Source organism: Rickettsia sp. Tenjiku01 (assembly GCF_001653015.1).
Lineage (GTDB): Bacteria > Pseudomonadota > Alphaproteobacteria > Rickettsiales > Rickettsiaceae > Rickettsia > Rickettsia rickettsii.
The window spans coordinates 81,671-97,655 of record NZ_BCMR01000008.1; the positions used below are offsets into that span (position 1 = coordinate 81,671).

A 15,985-nucleotide genomic window follows, 5' to 3' on the forward strand; every position below is an offset into this window, starting at 1 on the left:
TAAAAATAGAAATTAAAAGACTATCAATATGAGGTAATTAGTAGACGACAAGCTTTGTAAAAAGCTTTTAGACTTTATAAATGTAATAACAAATGCATATGAAACTTTTAAATACTCGACAGTAGAAACCTTGGTTACTATTTGGCTTGCCGGTTCGATAAACTATAAAAATTGGCTAACTGTCCAGACTAGAGCGTGGTAAGTTAGTATTACAGAAAAAAGATATTTTTGTTTAGGTAAAGTTGATGGTAATATTTTAACAGTCCGTTTTACGTTCCGAGATAATCATATAAGAATTGTTAGAGCAGGATACTGGCGCAAAGGTAAGAGAATTTATGAGCAAGAGAATAAAATACACTGATGGGGAAATAGGGGAAGTAAAAATAGTAAAAGATTTCTTGCCGCACCCTAGAGAACTTTTATTAAAAGATGATTCAGTAAAAGTAACCATTTCTTTAAGTAAAGAGAGCGTAGAATTTTTTAAATCAGAAGCAACAACTGCACATGTGTCTTTACTAGATAAATATACTAAGTATTATAAAGAAAATAAACGAGCATAACATACTCTGCTGCTTTTAAGAATTGCTCTTTGTTATCTGCATGAATTCACGTACTCACTTATTAAGTATAAACTGTACACACTCACCATTTGATAACAAATTCAATTCTTGAAATCATGCGAGTATAACATAAACTGAGTTGGCGGAGAGAGGGGGATTCGAACCCCCGACACGTTGCCGTGAACACGCTTTCCAGGCGTGCGCCTTAAACCGCTCGGCCATCTCTCCCACATTTTTAGCATTGCCTGTATGGCTTCCTATGTCATTCTCACAAGGTATTGATGTTGTTGCATAGAGTAAAAAGCCTACTCGATATCATCCCAGCGGAAGCGAGGATCCCAAAAAATAAACCTATCAAAACAAGTTTTTTATAGGTTTTACTGGATTCCCGCTTTCTCGCGGGAATGGCATAAAACAATCTATGCCACAAAGCCTTTAGTCGCTTGCAATGACGACTCGGAGATCCATACGACAAAGCTAAGACTTATTCTGAGAAAAAATATTATTAGCTTCTTCTAGCTCATTTTTAGTATTAACACCAACAATTAAATCATGATCAGTAGATAATAAATATGAAACTTTTTCACCATGATTTTTACATATTTTTACTATTTCAGTTAAATAAACTTCCTTATGACCGTTAGTATTAGTAGCAAATAAAGGTAAGTATTTATTTAAAATTTCGCTACTGAAAGCCATAATACCTGAATTACAAAGCTTTATGTTTTTCTCTTCTGCGCTTGCATTTTTATGTTCGATTATCTCTAAAAATTCACCATTTTTATCAGTAGCTATTCTCCCATATTGAACCGGATTTGCTCTCTCAAAGCTTAAAGTCACTAATGCAGAATTAGTAAGGCTTAAATAAGCTATTAATTCATGCATAAGTTTTGGAGTAATAAGAGGATGATCAGCGTATAAAACTAATATTGTTTTATTTTTATTAATTAAATCTATTGCTGCATAAGTAGCATGAGCTGTGCCTTTAGGTTCTTCTTGCAGTACAAAGCGACACATATTTTCATAGGGCGTTAAATGTTTTTTAAGTTCTTCTGAATACACTATAATTACATCATTTGTAACGTTAAGCGAATTCTTTAATACCGTTTCAAGCATTGGAACTTCACCGACTTTATGCATTACTTTCGGTAAATCGGACTCCATTCTAGTACCTTTACCGGCTGCTAAAATAATTATTTGATAATTTGCATCGTTATAAGTCATGGTTCTCCTTGTATTATTGCGTAAACATCATCAGAGAACTCATAATTCCCAAAAACTCTTTGCACATCATCGCTTTCTTCTAAAACTTCCACAAGCTTTAGTAATTTTTCAGCTTTTTCCTTATCATCTATAATTATTGTATTTAATGGGATCCAGCCTATATACGAATCTTCAGGTATGCCGTATTTGCCAGTTAAAAATTCTAGAACTTTAGAGAAATTTTCAATATCCGTATAGATTATATGGGTGGTATCATCGGATATCATATCATGCCCCCCGGCTTCTATGACTGCCTCTAAAACATCTTCATTAGATGCTATATTTATTGGATACTGAATAACTCCGCAATGGTTGAATAAATAATTGACACTACCGGTTTCGCCTAAACTCCCACCATATTTAGTAAAACTAGAGCGTACTTCTGCAGCAGTGCGGTTTTTATTATCGGTTAAAGCTTCAACTATTATAGCAATACCATTCGGTGCATAACCTTCATATCTAATTTCCGTATAATTTTCGTTATTAGAAGAATCATTAGCACTATTAATAGCTTTATCTATTCTTTCTTTAGGGAGATTTTGACTACGTGCAGCGGTTAAAGCATTTCTAAGACGTGGATTATTTTCAGGGTTATTAGAAGAACCGGTTTTAGCTGCAGTAACTATTTCACGAATTAATTTAGTGAAAACTTTTGCTCTTTTTTTATCTTGAGCCCCTTTACGATGCTGAATATTTTTGAACTTTGAATGACCGGCCATATTTATTTCTTTTCTTTCAAAAGAAGTATTATATACTCTGAAGTAAAATGAAAAGTAATATACAAAGATCAACTGAAAAAAGAGCAAGGAGTCTGCAAACCGAGGAGCAGAGCATATAATAAACACTCAGCACCCGAGGACTTACAAAGACGACGTAGCTAATTTTTCAAGTTCATCGAGTATATTTTTTTTCTCCAAAAACGATTAATTAACCTTGTTTGGCTTTAAATCTTTTATTCTTTTTATTTATTACAAAAATTTTGCCTCTTCTTTTAACGATCTGACAACCTTTATCACGTTTTTTTAACGATTTTAATGAGCTAACAACTTTCATAAAATATACTTTTACATTTAATTTGGATTGATAATAAACATTTTTATTTAATCAGTCAATTAGGTTCTGTACTCTTGTAATAGAATAATCATAATTATGGCCATTTTTAGTTGCAAATTATAAGATTTTTTTGAAATATGCATCACTTTTTCTGCAAAAATCTTATTAATTTTTGCTAAAAAATATCTCAAAATTATAATCATTAATCAAAAGTGTACAGGACCTAACAATTTAAAGCATTTTTAATACCATGCTTCGTGGTTTTTAACTATAAATTTAACCAATAATTACAAAGGGATCAAATTATGAATAAATATTCATTATATAACTTTACTCAAGAAACTATAAATGAAATCAAGCAAAATGGAAGAGAATGGAGTTTAAACAAACCATGTTATGATGAATTTCTTGTTGAATTACCGAAATTAGTTCAAAAATTTGTCTATCTGAAATAATTACAAAAGTAGATTGATAGATTATCCAGGTAAACATGTATCCATATTTAATGCAGTAGGGGAGCTAGCATCATATGCTCAACTTGCTAAATGGGCTGAGAATGCTATTAAAGATGAGCAGCAAGGTGAAAATGCAAAAGCTAATAATCAATGGAAAGCTATAAAAGCAGTATTAGAGCATGCTAAAACATCAGGTATAGATTATTGTAGTTTAATAAGAGGCTGGGAAAATAATAAAGGGGCAGCACAAGGCGATCAGATACTGAAACTTCTTTTAAACAAAGTGAAACAAAATATTGACTTAAGTATAGATGAACTGAAGATAGCTAAAATCATAATAGACGAAGCAGATAAAGGAGAATACGGCTTATACGCTATTCCAAATAATTATAAAAATAATGAAAATGCAAAACATGCAGCTAACGAATATAAAAAATGGTATGAAAGCGTAATTAAAGATGATGATTTTTCAATGTTACAAGCTTTAAGCTATAGTGTGGATACAAGCTCTATATTGCAAGAAAAAGATCTAATTGATCTATCTGAGGATAATTCTACTATATCTCCAGAAATGTCAAAGGAACAAAATAATCTTAACGATCAACAACTTGCAGCTTTGGTTCATCAAGCAACTGCTCACGCTAACAGAGAGGCAATACCACATATACAACCTTCTACTAGTTCTAATAGAGGAGAGAGCGGTACAGAAGATACTATTTTAGGTATGCAAGCTAAGGATTTAGTAACATTAATTAATGCCGGAGTTCAAGCTTTAGATGGGACTACTAATCCTCAAGATGCTCAAGGTAGCACTGTTGAAGACTTTGTAACACAAGTACGTAATCTTTTGCAAGCGACAGGAGGCGATATTAATAATTTGTTGGATATGGTACCCGATATATTAGGTAATCCTCAAAACACTAATGATGCTGCTTGGGATTTAGATTAAATCCTTACACCTCTTAAATGCTATTACTTCCCTTGCTTCATAAGATAAGTTATGGTAGGCTAGTTTATCTTATTGTAACTCAAGTTATTTTAGCGTTGCCGGTATGGTTTGGGAATTATGCCAAAATTGTCATTGCGAACGACTACAAGGAGCATGGAAATCCAGCAAAACAATAAAAAAATTCTGTAAATCAGAATTTTTTACTGGACTGCTTCGTCAATTACTCCGTAATTTTCCTCTCAATGACGTTAAAACCATACTACTCCTATTATTATCCTTTATCCTCTTCTCTAAGTCGGCTATTGCCGATCCTGAAATAGCTGAATCCTTTAAATGTTCAAAACTTTTTCCTTACTTTGAGAAAAAATTTAATATCCCATCTAATACGTTACATTCAATAGCTTTAAAAGAATCGGGGAAAAAACATACAACCCGTAAAATTAGAGTAGTATGGCCTTGGACAGTAAATGTTGAAGGAAAAGGCTATTATTTTAACACAAAAAGAGAAGCCGTAAGTTTTGTTAGAGTAGAGCTTATAAAAGGGCGAGAGAGTATTGATGTCGGATGCATGCAGATTAACTTAAGGCATCATTTAGGGGCTTTTAATTCCCTTGAACAGGCATTTGATCCAAATAATAACATTCGTTACGGTGCAGAATTTTTGCGTTCAAAATATGATCAGCTAGGGAGCTGGCACAAGGCGATAGCTCATTATCATTCGGCTACACATTCTTTAGGGTTTAAATATAAACAAGATGTAGTTAAAATAGCAAGTAATATGGCTCTTTATAAAGCATCCTTACATAGTTATCTAAATAATAATGAAGGGGCTTTAGAAGATACAATTCCAGTAAATAATAACAAAGTTCAAAAAAAATCACTTTTTAGTGGCAATAAAAGATACAGAAGTAGTATTATGATACCGGTTCCTGCTAAAATTAATTAATTCTATGAATATTAAATTAATGACATGTTTTTTAATATTAGTAAGTGCGGTAAAAGTAAATGCCGATTTTAACAATATTCAAGATAATTTTGAATATCAGGAAGAGCAATTAATAATAGAATTACCTTGGAGCGATTGTACCGCAATTCATAAATTATTAGAGGAAAAATTATCTTTTTCAGAACAACAAATAAAAAAAGAAAATAAAATTCGTGAGAAATATAAACAATTTTATTTAAAACATAATAATCCTACTAATTTTTCTATGCAATTTCTTGAGAAAAAATCTGAGACTAATGGAGTAGAAACTTTAATATCAGGTTTTTTTAAATTTTGTGAAGATAATTTTCAAACTAGTAAAAGTAAATCTAATTCCCTAAATTATTATATTAAAAAACAACAAGACCAGTGGTTTAATGATATAAGAAGTGAGAATTACAAAATATATTATAGAAAAAAATACGAAGATAATATCTTTAGAAATAATTAATTAAGGCAACTATATATCTTGTATAACCTAAATTGTTGTGTTAGTATTGTTGATTTATTCGAAAAATTACCTACTGAACAAAAGTGCATAATTATTTTACTGATATACGTTGGGCTAACGGAGCTTATTGTCCGTATTGCGGCAACCAAAAGATTTTTCATTATGCGGATGGAACGAATCACAAATGTTCGGCATGTAAAAAGCGTTTTAGTATCAAAGTCGGCACAATTTTTGAAAATAGTAAGATTTCTTTAAAGAAATGGTTTACAGCAGTTTTGCAAGTTACTACGCAAAAAAAAGTTTATCATCGTTACAGCTTTCAAGAGATATTAATGTTACCCAAACAACTGCATGGTTTATGCTTCATAGGATTAGAGAAGTGACTAAACTAGAAAGTTTTAGTATTCCTTTAAAAAGCACTGTAGAAATAGATGAGACGTATATTGGTGGTAAAGAAAAGAACAAACATCAAAATAAAAAAACTAAAAGTACACAAGGTTGCAGCACAAAGACAAAAACCGTTGTAATCGGCATGATAGAGAGAAACGGTAACGGTAAGGCTCAAGTTATAACAAAGGTTAATTCAAAGACCATAGAAAAAATTGCAATAAATAATATTCTAATAGGCTCAACTATTTTATCTGATGAATGGGGAGCTTACAAGGTATTAGAAAAATTATATAATCATGAATATATAAATCACGACTTAGATAAATATATAAGATAATCTGTGTCCACAAACACGATAGAAAGCTTTTGGGCGTTGTTTAAGCGTGGTATAATCGGACTCTTATTCTATTAGCAAAAAACACATAGAGAGAGATATTTAAACGCGTTTGTATTTAGGTGCAACCATAAAAACTATAATGTAAGCAATATGTTTAATGCTATACTTTTAAATATAGGTAATTATTTATCTTATAAAGCCTTGGTAGGTCGGTATGAAACTCAAAGTAGTTAAAAACGGAGAATTATCTTTATAATGAGGTTTTAGCAATGATAGGTCAAGCTCCGTTAAAAATTAATGCTCCAGAGATTGCAGAAGACAAAATCCCTAAACCATTTATAAAATGGGCAGGGGAAAAAGAAGCCTGATCAAAGAGTTGTGCTTACGCTTACCTGTTAGTTACAATAATCATTATGAGCCTTTAGGAGGAGCATTTTTTTTGCACTCGTTCCAGACAAAGCTATTATTATATCAGATATAAACTTAGATTTCATACAAGGCAGTTAAGGATGAAGCTCGAGCATTAATTGAGCTGTTAGCTAAGCATAAAGCTAATCACTCTCAAGATTATTACTATGCTGTTAGAAAGAACGCAAATAGCGATAACCCTATTGAGATAGCAACACGTTTCATATACCTTAACAAGACTTGTTATAATGGTCTTTATAGAGTAAATAGCAAAGGAGAGTGCAACGTCCCGATGGGAGCTTATATGAATCCTAATATTCTTGATAAGGATAACATACTTGCGTGTAGTAAAGCTTTACAAAATGCTGAAATAATATATCAGGATTTCAGCAATATTTCGCCTAAGCCTAAAGATTTCGTTTATATAGGCCCGCCATATCAACCTATTAATAATACTTCATTTACAAAATATAAAAGCTTGGCTTTACAGAGGCAGATCAGGTTAAGCTTTATGAAAAATGCAGAGCATTAAATAAGAAAGGTGTATATTTTATTTCAAATTCAGATAGCGATTTTATAAAGAACTTATACAAGTTTTTTATTATAGATATAGTAAATGCACCAAGAAGCATAAATTGTAAATCCGACAGTAGGCAAGGAGCTAATGAAGTTTTAATAAGAAATTATTAGTACAATGGTAAAACAAATTGCAATTTTACAAGCTAATAAAACTGGAAACGAACTTGAGATTTGTATACATGATCGACTAAAAAAAGAGAAGGATATTGTTTTGTAGCTAATAAAAGATTTAGTGCAGCTAGGATCCTTAAGCAGCCTATTTATACTAGACAGTTTGAAGTTGGCAAAAATATTTATGATACTAAATGGAAATGCGATTTTATATTATATCATCCAGAACGTCACCCTAATTGCCTAGTTATAGAATCTAAGTGGCAACAATCAGGAGGATCGGTTGATGAAAAATATACTTATCTTATGCTAAACATAAAAAAACAAGGAATTTATGATACTATAATAATAATTGATGGTGATGGATATAAAAAAGAAGCCTTGAAATGCTTCAAGGATCAAACTGGCAGTAATTTAATAGAAGTGTTTAGTATGTCTGAATTTACATCTTGGGTAAATAAAAAGCAAATATAGGTTATACAAGTATATAATTCCCTTAATTTATTTCAGTACTTGATGCATATATTATTTAATTTATATTAACTGTTAATATACAGGGTTATTTATGTTAAAGAAATTTATATTAGTATTGTTGTGTATAAGTAGTTATAAATCTCTAGGAGAATCTAATAAGACCGAGAGCAATGTTTCAGCGATAGAAAGCAAAAAAGTTTCTAGTAATGATAAACAACTAAAACCTGTCTACTTAGAGCATTTTGATCTAACTTCGGATTTAAATCCTACAGAAAAAAGCCTGTTGAGTTTAGAACCTTTATCACCTAATAATAACAATACGAAACCTATAATTGTAGATATTCAGGAGAATTTTGAAGGGCTAGATAGAGTTAAAGGGGATGATATTCGCACTGCAAGACAGAGAGAACTTGTTCAAAATAGTTTGCTAGGAGATTTTTAGGGGGTTTTATTTCTCGACCGCCACCAACAATTTTAGGAGAGAAAATTCAAGATAGGAGAGGAGTATATATTCAACAGACTAAAGCTAAAAAATCACCGAAATAATGCAGTAGAGGCGATAAGTAACAGCTTATTTATCAAGCATGCAGCTAATGATATAATAAGTCGATTAGGGATGATTGATCAGGATTTTTCGGATATTCTAGAAATATCGGCTAAATGCGGTTATCTTACGAGCTTACTAAAAAATGCTTATCGAAGTGCCGATATTACCGTAACAGATATGTCACCTTTATTGCTTGATTCTTTTGAGCATAATCATAAATTATTAATCGATGATGAAGATTTAGCATTGCCAAAAGACTCTTTTGATTTAATTATTTATTCATTAGGGTTACACTGGATAAATGATGTACAACGCTTTTTATCTAATATAAGAATTTTTTTAAAGTCTGACGGTATTTTTATCGGTAATTTTGTCGGAGGAAATAGCTTAAAGAATTTACGTAAATCCTTAATAGATGCCGAAATAGCAAGTGATTTTAAACACTCTCCTCATATTGCTCCTTTTATTCATTTTGATCATGTTCCGATTTTATTTTCGCAAGCAAGATTTGCCGAAGTAATTGTTGACTATGAAAATATAGAGCTAAAATTTGATAATCCTTTAGCTTTAATGAGAGAAATAAAAAATATAGGTGAGGCAAATTCACTAAATGCTAGTCATAATTATGCTATTTCTAAAAAGATGTTTTCTTTACTACAAAATTATACAAACGGCTTTGAAGATAATATTAATTTAATTAGTTTTATTGCTTCACCAAATAAGAATAGTATAAGATTAAAGTTGTTATAAAGGTGATAGTGGTGTATTTTTAGCAGTATTACATCATTGCGAGGAAATTATGTAAGTAATTGACAAAAGCAATCTCAGGATATTTGACAAGATTGCCACGCAGCCTATGGCTGCTTGCAATGACGATCCAACAATTTATTAAGGTCAAACAAAATATGCAAGAATTTGATTTAGTGGTAATAGGGAGCGGTCCAGCCGGTTATACAGGCAGTATTAGGGCTGCTCAACTTGGTATGAAAGTAGCGTGTATTGAGAAAAGCGATACTCTTGGCGGCACTTGTTTAAATATAGGATGCATACCATCGAAAGCTTTACTTAATTCTTCCGAAAAATATGAAGCAGCTCTAAAACATTTTGAGAATATAGGTATTACTGCGGATGTAAAACTAGACTTACAAAAAATGCTAGCTAATAAAGATAAAGTAGTGCTTGATCTTACAAAAGGTATAGAAAGTCTCTTTGTCAAAAACAAAGTTACTAGGATAAAAGGTGAAGCTAAAATTAGCTCTAGTAATATCGTTGAAATAAATAAAGAGCAAATTAAAGCCAAAAATATCCTAATTACTACAGGTTCCAGCGTCATAGAAATACCGAATATCAAAATAGACGAAGAATTTATTGTTTCATCTACCGGTGCTTTGAAACTTTCTAAAGTACCTGAGAACTTAATAGTAGTCGGCGGAGGGTATATAGGCTTAGAACTTGGTTCAGTTTGGCGTCGTTTGGGAGCTAAAGTAACGGTTATTGAGTATGCACCGAGCATTGTACCTATGCTTGATAAAGAAATTGCTACACAATTTATGAAACTACAGCAAAAACAAGGTATAGAGTTTAAACTGAATACTAAAGTGCTATCTGCTGAAGTAAAGTCAGGAAAAGTAAATCTGACAATAGAGGAGGACGGTAAGAGTTCAGTAGTAACAAGCGATGTTGTGTTGATGGCGGTAGGCAGAAAAGCCTATACGCAAAATCTAGGACTTGAGTCTGTCGGTATTATTACGGATAAGCAAGGTAGCATTGAGATTAATGACCGGTTCCAAACAGCAATTGCAAATATTTATGCAGTCGGTGATGTGGTAAAAGGAGCTATGCTTGCTCATAAAGCCGAGGAAGAGGCTGTAGCTGCCGTAGAAATTATGGCAGGGCAGGCAGGACATGTTAACTATAACTTAATTCCAAGCGTAATATATACTTATCCTGAAGTAGCAAGCGTCGGTGAAACGGAAGAACAGCTAAAAGAAAAAGGCATTAATTATAAAGTCGGTAAGTTTCCGTTTTTAGCAAATAGTAGAGCAAGAGCAATCGGTAGTACGGAAGGTATGGTTAAGATCCTTGCCGATAGTAAAACCGATAGGGTTTTAGGAGCTCATATTATAGGAGCTGATGCAGGTACATTAATTGCCGCGCTTACGGCTTATATGGAATTCGGAGCAGCTTCAGAAGATATAGCAAGAACCTGCCACGCTCACCCAACTTTAAGCGAGGCTATAAAAGAGGCAGCACTTAGTGTAGATAAGAGGACTATTAATATGTGATATATTTCTACGTCATTGCAAGGAAAAACTGTAAGTTTTAACAAAGCAATCTCAAGCGTCCTGCTTTATGAGATTGCCACGCTCCTTTCAGTCGCGGCGTTGTTGCATGGCTTGAAAAACCAGTTCGGTGTGTCATACCGTGGCTTGACCACGGTATCTAGTAAAACCACTCAATATACTAATATTATTAGTATTTTTAACTAGATCCCACGAACAAGTCGTGGGATGACAGAGATGAAGTGAGCCATACCACAAGGCCTTCAGTCGCTCGCAATGACGAATTTAAGGATATTTATGACCAAACAAGAGCTGCGTCTTTATTTCAAAGAATTTTTAATAAAAAACCAAGATAAGATTAATTCCGATTTAGTCAAAAACTCTCTAATCAATAAAATTAGCTGGTTATTACAGGAGTTAAAAGTAAAGACAGTAGGACTTTACTTTCCTCTAAAATACGAAATTAACTTACTTGAAATAACAAACTTACATCCTGAAATAAGATTCTTCCTACCGAAAATCATAAAAAATGAGATAAAATATTGTTCTTATCATTATAACGATCAATTGGCTTTAGGGGCTTTTAAAACCTATGAACCTATAAATAATGATTTTTTTATTCCTGAGTTAGTTATTATCCCAGGACTTGCGTTTAGTAAGGAGGGTTATAGACTTGGATACGGCCAAGGACATTTTGACCGATATCTTAATAATAACCGAAATATATTAACCGCCGGAGTTTGTTTAAAAGAACAATTAATAGATAATTTTCTGATTGAATCTCATGATTGTAAGCTTAAATTTATGATTTCGGTATAATAACCTTAACTTTTTTATTGTATAAAATATTAATTTATATTTTTTTGATAAAAATCAACTTAGGGTAAAATGGTTGATATAATAAAAAAATTGTCGTATTGATCGGTGTACCTTTTGCTTTTTTTGCACAAGCAGTTGGAGATTGGCTAGAAACAGGACAAATATCCGGCGATACTCAGACTGGAGCTATTTGCTTTCAATTAGCATTAGTAGGAGTAGGGACACTTATCATAGCCCAGGCATTTAGTAACTTGCCTGATGATGTATACAACGAATATGTCAAAGTAGTACAAGATAGTGAGATACAAGTTACATTAGTTGGCTAATTTTTTTCTATTCATAATAGGCTACAAGTTATTCGATTTATAGCTTTTTTCTTATAAGTTATGACACAAACTTATTATTTCATCTTTATATTTTTGTTTGTGTAAATATTTGCTTTTTAAATTTAGATTTTTAAAATCCTTGTGATTCAATGGCGGGTATTTACTAAGCTTTATTAAATCTTCATCTAAAATAAAATGCTTACGAGGAATATTTATAGTTTGTGCATTCTCTTCACGATAAGCTGCAAGCATTTGAATTTTGTGATTAAAACTCTTATCATCACTTCCATATTTTATTTTTTTCCAAGCATCTTTCGGCTCAACCTTATAATTTCTAACATCTAATAAAGCACTAAGAGTAGTTTGATATTTATTAGTTAAATTATTTCTAACAATTATATTATTTAACTCTTTATATATCTTATACAAATACTCCACGTCTAACATTGCATAATTTAACATATCACTAGTAATAGGGCGTTTTAGCCAATTAGATTTTTGGTAGGTTTTATCGATAATAATACCGATTAGCTTATAGCAAAGGTCATCATAGCTTAGCTGTTTACCGAATCCGCAAATATTTGCTGCAATTTGTATATCAAAAACATTAACAGGTAGTGTTTTAAATAAATTATAGAAAATCTCTAAATCTTCACGAGGAGCATGAAATATTTTAGTAATATTATTATCTGCAAGCAGCTTATTAAAAATATTCAGATCTAAATTGCTTAATGCATCAATTATTCCGCAATATTCTTCTGCTTTAACTTGAATTATACTAAGCTGAGCATAATAAGTATAGCGACGCTCAAATTCCGTATCTATGCTTAAGCATGCCTTATTTGCTAACCGGTTACAAAATTCTTCTAATGTTTTTTGATTATCGATAATTTGCATAGAAGCTATTTATAAAGCTCCGATAATTTTTAAGAAAAGATTAGTATGAGATAACGACAGAACCACTTCAAGACCGATTAAAATAATAATAATCCACTCAAGTTTGGTGGAATGTTTATAATTAAGATCGTTTGAAAGAATGTCTAAAAGCTCGTGAATCATATTAAGACGATGATTCATTATATTTTGCCGTATTTCTATGTCTTGAAACTCTGCTGTCATGAGATATAGAGGCTCATAACTCGGACGACGCCAAAAAAATTCTGGAGTATCGAATATATCGCTATGCAAACTGATTGAATAACGCTCGTTAAATAATATACCTATTTGCTGTAATATCTCCTTTTTAGAAAGCGATACGCTACCGGTTCTAGCTAGTTCCTGTTGTATAGGGGTTGTCTGAACAATCAAGTTACTAACAGATTGCTCAAGAACGCTAAGTTTAACCGATTGTGCAAGAGCATGGGAAATAGAAAGTTTAACAAAAACTGATTTATCTGCTAAGATTATTTTATTTTTTTCTTCATCAATAAATGTTTTCTTGACTTCCGTATTATATTCAAAATAAATATAATCGGATACCAGCTCTTTAAGCTTATTTACTGGTACTAAATCAGTATCGCTTAAAACTATTTTTTCTTGAATTTCATCGCCGCCCCAAATAGTTACACAACCAAACGGAAAGAAAAATATCTCTATAAAATCAGAATCTTTATTTATCTCTTTCCGAATATATAAAACATCATCAAAATGTTGAGGTTCAAGACCAATCTTTTTTAAATTAGTAACTAGATCACTCATCTTATATTCGGAAGAAGTACAGTAAGATGAACATCTCATGATTATTAAGTTTAATTTATATAAATTTAGAGTATAGTAGTTAGGAACCTATAAAGTCAATAATATTATAATTATGTATGAAATATTAAGTAATAGAGAAGTTATCAAAATAATAGGTTTCGATTCCGTAAAGTTCCTACAAAATCTCATTACTAACGATATTTGTAAGAGTATAGTCAATTCAGTTGAATTCGGATACAAGGAGCGAGGAGCGAAGCCTATAATAATAGGCGAGACGACGAGTAACGCAGTAGGCGAGTCCAAATCAATTGACTATAATTATTGCTATACTTATTTGCTTAATAATCAAGGAAGATATTTATTTGATTTTTTCGTGTATGTTCATAACCCTGAGGAAATTTACCTTGATATTGATAAAAGTAATAAAGCTGCTTTGATAGAGTATTTAAACTTCTATAAATTTCGCTCAAAAATACAAGTAATAGATTGTAGTGACGAATATAAAGTTATCTACTCACTTCAAAAATTAGATATAGACTCGCTAATTACGGTTCGTGATCCTCGTTATGCTAAGCTTGGTTTCCGCTCACTAAATAAGCTCGATGTCATACCGCTGTGCGGTATCCAGACAATAATTAAAAAAGACTGGACCCCGTGGTCAAGCCACAGGGTGACAGAGGGGGAACCGCCCCCCTCAACAACATCTCCCCGCGAAAACGGGAATCCAATATACCTAGAAGATAAATATAATTTTGCAATAATAGATGGTGTGGAAGATTTAATCACAGATAAATCTATTCCAAATATGTATGGTGCTGAGGAGTTAAATGCAATTAGTTTTGATAAAGGTTGTTATGTCGGGCAGGAACTGATTTCAAGGGCTAAATATCAAGGAGTTATAAGAAGAAAGATATATAAAATTACAGCAGATGAAGATTTATCTTCATTAGTTAAAGATGAAGAAATACTCGCAGATAACAATAAAATCGGCGTAATATGCTCAAGTTATCACAATAAAGCAATCGCCTTAATCAGAGAAGAAAAATATCTTGCCGATAAAGAAGCTGATGTTACCGTTAAAGGGATTAAAATCAACTTATCTCTCGCACCTTGGTATTAAATAATAGTTAATTTTTTAATAATTATAAGTAGATGCAAAAGACACAAACCATATTTCATGGTATTTTTTATAAAAAATTAATATAAATTGGAGACTTTTATGTATACACCTTTTCAATTATTAACTTCAGGAAACATACAATTAATACCGGCTATATTAAACAGAACTAATGTTAACAACAAACTTAATATTTTTGAAGCTCTTTGTAGTTTCATACCTCAACAATAAGATCAGAATGTTAAAAATGTTTTAGAAAATATTGCTGTACAGATATTAAACAAAATGATCCTCATCCCTGACTCTATTAAACAAGATATTGCAAAAACATCCGGTCAAGAAAAAACATTGTTAATCAACAATTTTAAAGAACTGAAATCTTTAGCTGAGCCTATAATAGAAAAAATAGTAAAACAGCAAGGATTTAATCCTAACATTATGGATCAATTGAATTCTAATGCAATAGCATGGTTCGGTGAATTTGGAGCCGCATTCTTAGAAAAATGCATAAAAATATGCATACAAAACTTGATGTAAAGTTCTATGATAAGAGTGGTAAAACACCACTTGATTGGTATAGCGATTATAACGCTACTAAAATCGTAGAAACTTTAATAAAAAATGGCGGTAATGTAAATCTTCACTGTACTCAAGATACAGCTACTCCTAGCCATAGATTATTTTTAAACAATTCAAAAGTATAATGCTAGCAACCCAAAACTGCCAACTCTAAAAGTATTATTAAATAAAGAAAACAAGCCGCCGTTTGGTCCAAGTATCAAGATGGTAGGTAATAAACACTGCAGCAGATGTATTAGAAGAGCAAAAAACAGCTATAGTTGATGACAATGATTGTCATAATGCACTTGATGAGTACACAACTTGGTATAATAACGATTATACTGTAGCATCATTAGGTCAGGGCAGTAGAAGTTTAATCTTTATGAATAAAAATGAGTCTTGTATGTCATTCCTAGCTAAAAGCGGCCTTATTGCATGGCTCGTTTAATGCCTGCAGAAGCAGGAATTTCAGCATAAAGCGAGCTTTAAAAAAATCTTTTAAAAAGTTTTGAAGTACTGGATTCCCGCCTACGCGGGAATGACATCGAGTCTTATGACACCCATGTGTATTCGTAGGAATGACATACTTTTTTAACTCCACAAAAATATTGTTTGTTTCT

General features: G+C 31.9%; 19 protein-coding genes, 1 tRNA gene and 2 pseudogenes. 16 read left to right on the forward strand and 6 right to left on the reverse strand.

The window, feature by feature from the left end; translation table 11 throughout:
* Positions 1-335 precede the first annotated feature (335 nt).
* Positions 336-560, forward strand: coding sequence for a hypothetical protein (locus TENJIKU01_RS03000; RefSeq protein WP_064429149.1), 225 nt, complete (start codon positions 336-338; stop codon positions 558-560).
* Between the two features lie 140 nt (positions 561-700).
* Here the strand turns inward: TENJIKU01_RS03000 and TENJIKU01_RS03005 are convergent.
* From TENJIKU01_RS03005 to ykgO, 4 genes are all read right to left on the reverse strand, one after another.
* Positions 701-788, reverse strand: a tRNA-Ser gene (locus tag TENJIKU01_RS03005).
* A 249-nt stretch (positions 789-1,037) separates the two neighbouring features.
* Entirely contained in the window at positions 1,038-1,784 is a 747-nt protein-coding gene (locus tag TENJIKU01_RS03010; RefSeq protein WP_064429150.1) for a sugar phosphate nucleotidyltransferase, read from the reverse strand.
* Complete coding sequence (locus TENJIKU01_RS03015; RefSeq protein ID WP_064429151.1) at positions 1,781-2,542, reverse strand: YebC/PmpR family DNA-binding transcriptional regulator; 762 nt, start codon at positions 2,540-2,542, stop codon at positions 1,781-1,783. Before TENJIKU01_RS03015 ends, TENJIKU01_RS03010 begins: the two co-directional genes overlap by 4 nt.
* Positions 2,543-2,750: 208 nt before the next feature.
* Positions 2,751-2,876, reverse strand: coding sequence for a type B 50S ribosomal protein L36 (gene ykgO / locus TENJIKU01_RS03020; RefSeq protein ID WP_064429152.1), 126 nt, complete (start codon positions 2,874-2,876; stop codon positions 2,751-2,753).
* Between the two features lie 927 nt (positions 2,877-3,803).
* Here ykgO and TENJIKU01_RS10620 point away from each other — a divergent pair.
* From TENJIKU01_RS10620 to TENJIKU01_RS03090, 12 genes and pseudogenes are all read left to right on the forward strand, one after another.
* Complete coding sequence (locus TENJIKU01_RS10620) at positions 3,804-4,280, forward strand: hypothetical protein (RefSeq protein ID WP_064429195.1); 477 nt, start codon at positions 3,804-3,806, stop codon at positions 4,278-4,280.
* Between the two features lie 103 nt (positions 4,281-4,383).
* The gene (locus TENJIKU01_RS03035) at positions 4,384-5,226 is read left to right on the forward strand and encodes a lytic transglycosylase domain-containing protein (protein WP_064429153.1); all 843 of its coding nucleotides are present in this window, start codon (positions 4,384-4,386) and stop codon (positions 5,224-5,226) included.
* 4 nt (positions 5,227-5,230) lie between these two features.
* Complete coding sequence (locus tag TENJIKU01_RS03040; RefSeq protein ID WP_064429154.1) at positions 5,231-5,716, forward strand: DUF2532 domain-containing protein; 486 nt, start codon at positions 5,231-5,233, stop codon at positions 5,714-5,716.
* Between the two features lie 83 nt (positions 5,717-5,799).
* Positions 5,800-5,865, forward strand: a pseudogene (locus TENJIKU01_RS10625) (hypothetical protein); the annotation flags it as partial.
* 110 nt (positions 5,866-5,975) lie between these two features.
* Positions 5,976-6,443, forward strand: coding sequence for an IS1595 family transposase (locus tag TENJIKU01_RS03045; protein ID WP_153019861.1), 468 nt, complete (start codon positions 5,976-5,978; stop codon positions 6,441-6,443).
* Positions 6,444-6,975: 532 nt separating this feature from the next.
* Positions 6,976-7,383 (forward strand): Dam family site-specific DNA-(adenine-N6)-methyltransferase, encoded by a 408-nt coding sequence (locus TENJIKU01_RS07405; protein ID WP_255374192.1) that lies wholly within the window; start codon positions 6,976-6,978, stop codon positions 7,381-7,383.
* A 305-nt stretch (positions 7,384-7,688) separates the two neighbouring features.
* Positions 7,689-8,015, forward strand: coding sequence for a PD-(D/E)XK nuclease superfamily protein (locus TENJIKU01_RS10630; protein ID WP_371440159.1), 327 nt, complete (start codon positions 7,689-7,691; stop codon positions 8,013-8,015).
* A gap of 91 nt (positions 8,016-8,106) precedes the next feature.
* A pseudogene (locus TENJIKU01_RS03070) lies at positions 8,107-8,561 on the forward strand (hypothetical protein).
* Between the two features lie 31 nt (positions 8,562-8,592).
* Entirely contained in the window at positions 8,593-9,312 is a 720-nt protein-coding gene (locus TENJIKU01_RS03075) for a methyltransferase domain-containing protein (RefSeq protein ID WP_255374193.1), read from the forward strand.
* Between the two features lie 155 nt (positions 9,313-9,467).
* The gene (gene lpdA, locus TENJIKU01_RS03080) at positions 9,468-10,847 is read left to right on the forward strand and encodes a dihydrolipoyl dehydrogenase (protein WP_064429156.1); all 1,380 of its coding nucleotides are present in this window, start codon (positions 9,468-9,470) and stop codon (positions 10,845-10,847) included.
* A 294-nt stretch (positions 10,848-11,141) separates the two neighbouring features.
* The gene (locus TENJIKU01_RS03085; RefSeq protein ID WP_064429157.1) at positions 11,142-11,663 is read left to right on the forward strand and encodes a 5-formyltetrahydrofolate cyclo-ligase; all 522 of its coding nucleotides are present in this window, start codon (positions 11,142-11,144) and stop codon (positions 11,661-11,663) included.
* A 98-nt stretch (positions 11,664-11,761) separates the two neighbouring features.
* Complete coding sequence (locus TENJIKU01_RS03090; RefSeq protein WP_064429158.1) at positions 11,762-11,989, forward strand: hypothetical protein; 228 nt, start codon at positions 11,762-11,764, stop codon at positions 11,987-11,989.
* 51 nt (positions 11,990-12,040) lie between these two features.
* Here TENJIKU01_RS03090 and TENJIKU01_RS03095 read toward each other — a convergent pair whose 3' ends face one another.
* Positions 12,041-12,886 (reverse strand): ribonuclease D, encoded by an 846-nt coding sequence (locus tag TENJIKU01_RS03095; RefSeq protein ID WP_064429159.1) that lies wholly within the window; start codon positions 12,884-12,886, stop codon positions 12,041-12,043.
* A gap of 9 nt (positions 12,887-12,895) precedes the next feature.
* Positions 12,896-13,687 carry an RMD1 family protein gene (locus tag TENJIKU01_RS03100; protein WP_057700027.1) on the reverse strand — a complete coding sequence of 264 codons (792 nt, stop codon included), beginning with the start codon at positions 13,685-13,687 and terminating at the stop codon, positions 12,896-12,898.
* Positions 13,688-13,799: 112 nt separating this feature from the next.
* On the opposite strand from TENJIKU01_RS03100, the gene TENJIKU01_RS03105 reads away from it, so the two are divergent.
* The 3 genes from TENJIKU01_RS03105 (at position 13,800) to TENJIKU01_RS09595 (ending at position 15,508) form a co-directional block, all read left to right on the forward strand.
* A complete protein-coding gene (locus tag TENJIKU01_RS03105; RefSeq protein WP_064429160.1) occupies positions 13,800-14,807 on the forward strand; it encodes a YgfZ/GcvT domain-containing protein in 1,008 nt (335 codons plus the stop codon).
* 282 nt (positions 14,808-15,089) lie between these two features.
* On the forward strand, positions 15,090-15,341 hold the full coding sequence (locus TENJIKU01_RS09590; protein WP_227779898.1) for a hypothetical protein: 252 nt from the start codon (positions 15,090-15,092) through the stop codon (positions 15,339-15,341).
* On the forward strand, positions 15,320-15,508 hold the full coding sequence (locus TENJIKU01_RS09595) for an ankyrin repeat domain-containing protein (RefSeq protein ID WP_227779900.1): 189 nt from the start codon (positions 15,320-15,322) through the stop codon (positions 15,506-15,508). The genes TENJIKU01_RS09590 and TENJIKU01_RS09595 overlap by 22 nt, the downstream gene beginning before the upstream one ends.
* The last annotated feature ends 477 nt before the right edge of the window (positions 15,509-15,985 follow it).

Bases quoted from the DNA above. Each gene is read 5' to 3' on its own strand.
- TENJIKU01_RS03000 (WP_064429149.1), top strand. From the start codon at position 336: ATGAGCAAGAGAATAAAATACACTGATGGGGAAATAGGGGAAGTAAAA.
- TENJIKU01_RS03010 (WP_064429150.1), bottom strand. From the start codon at position 1,784: ATGACTTATAACGATGCAAATTATCAAATAATTATTTTAGCAGCCGGT.
- TENJIKU01_RS03015 (WP_064429151.1), bottom strand. From the start codon at position 2,542: ATGGCCGGTCATTCAAAGTTCAAAAATATTCAGCATCGTAAAGGGGCT.
- ykgO (WP_064429152.1), bottom strand. From the start codon at position 2,876: ATGAAAGTTGTTAGCTCATTAAAATCGTTAAAAAAACGTGATAAAGGT.
- TENJIKU01_RS10620 (WP_064429195.1), top strand. From the start codon at position 3,804: ATGTTACAAGCTTTAAGCTATAGTGTGGATACAAGCTCTATATTGCAA.
- TENJIKU01_RS03035 (WP_064429153.1), top strand. From the start codon at position 4,384: ATGGTTTGGGAATTATGCCAAAATTGTCATTGCGAACGACTACAAGGA.
- TENJIKU01_RS03040 (WP_064429154.1), top strand. From the start codon at position 5,231: ATGAATATTAAATTAATGACATGTTTTTTAATATTAGTAAGTGCGGTA.
- TENJIKU01_RS03045 (WP_153019861.1), top strand. From the start codon at position 5,976: ATGGTTTACAGCAGTTTTGCAAGTTACTACGCAAAAAAAAGTTTATCA.
- lpdA (WP_064429156.1), top strand. From the start codon at position 9,468: ATGCAAGAATTTGATTTAGTGGTAATAGGGAGCGGTCCAGCCGGTTAT.
- TENJIKU01_RS03085 (WP_064429157.1), top strand. From the start codon at position 11,142: ATGACCAAACAAGAGCTGCGTCTTTATTTCAAAGAATTTTTAATAAAA.
- TENJIKU01_RS03095 (WP_064429159.1), bottom strand. From the start codon at position 12,886: ATGCAAATTATCGATAATCAAAAAACATTAGAAGAATTTTGTAACCGG.
- TENJIKU01_RS03100 (WP_057700027.1), bottom strand. From the start codon at position 13,687: ATGAGTGATCTAGTTACTAATTTAAAAAAGATTGGTCTTGAACCTCAA.
- TENJIKU01_RS03105 (WP_064429160.1), top strand. From the start codon at position 13,800: ATGTATGAAATATTAAGTAATAGAGAAGTTATCAAAATAATAGGTTTC.
- TENJIKU01_RS09590 (WP_227779898.1), top strand. From the start codon at position 15,090: ATGATCCTCATCCCTGACTCTATTAAACAAGATATTGCAAAAACATCC.
- TENJIKU01_RS09595 (WP_227779900.1), top strand. From the start codon at position 15,320: ATGCATACAAAACTTGATGTAAAGTTCTATGATAAGAGTGGTAAAACA.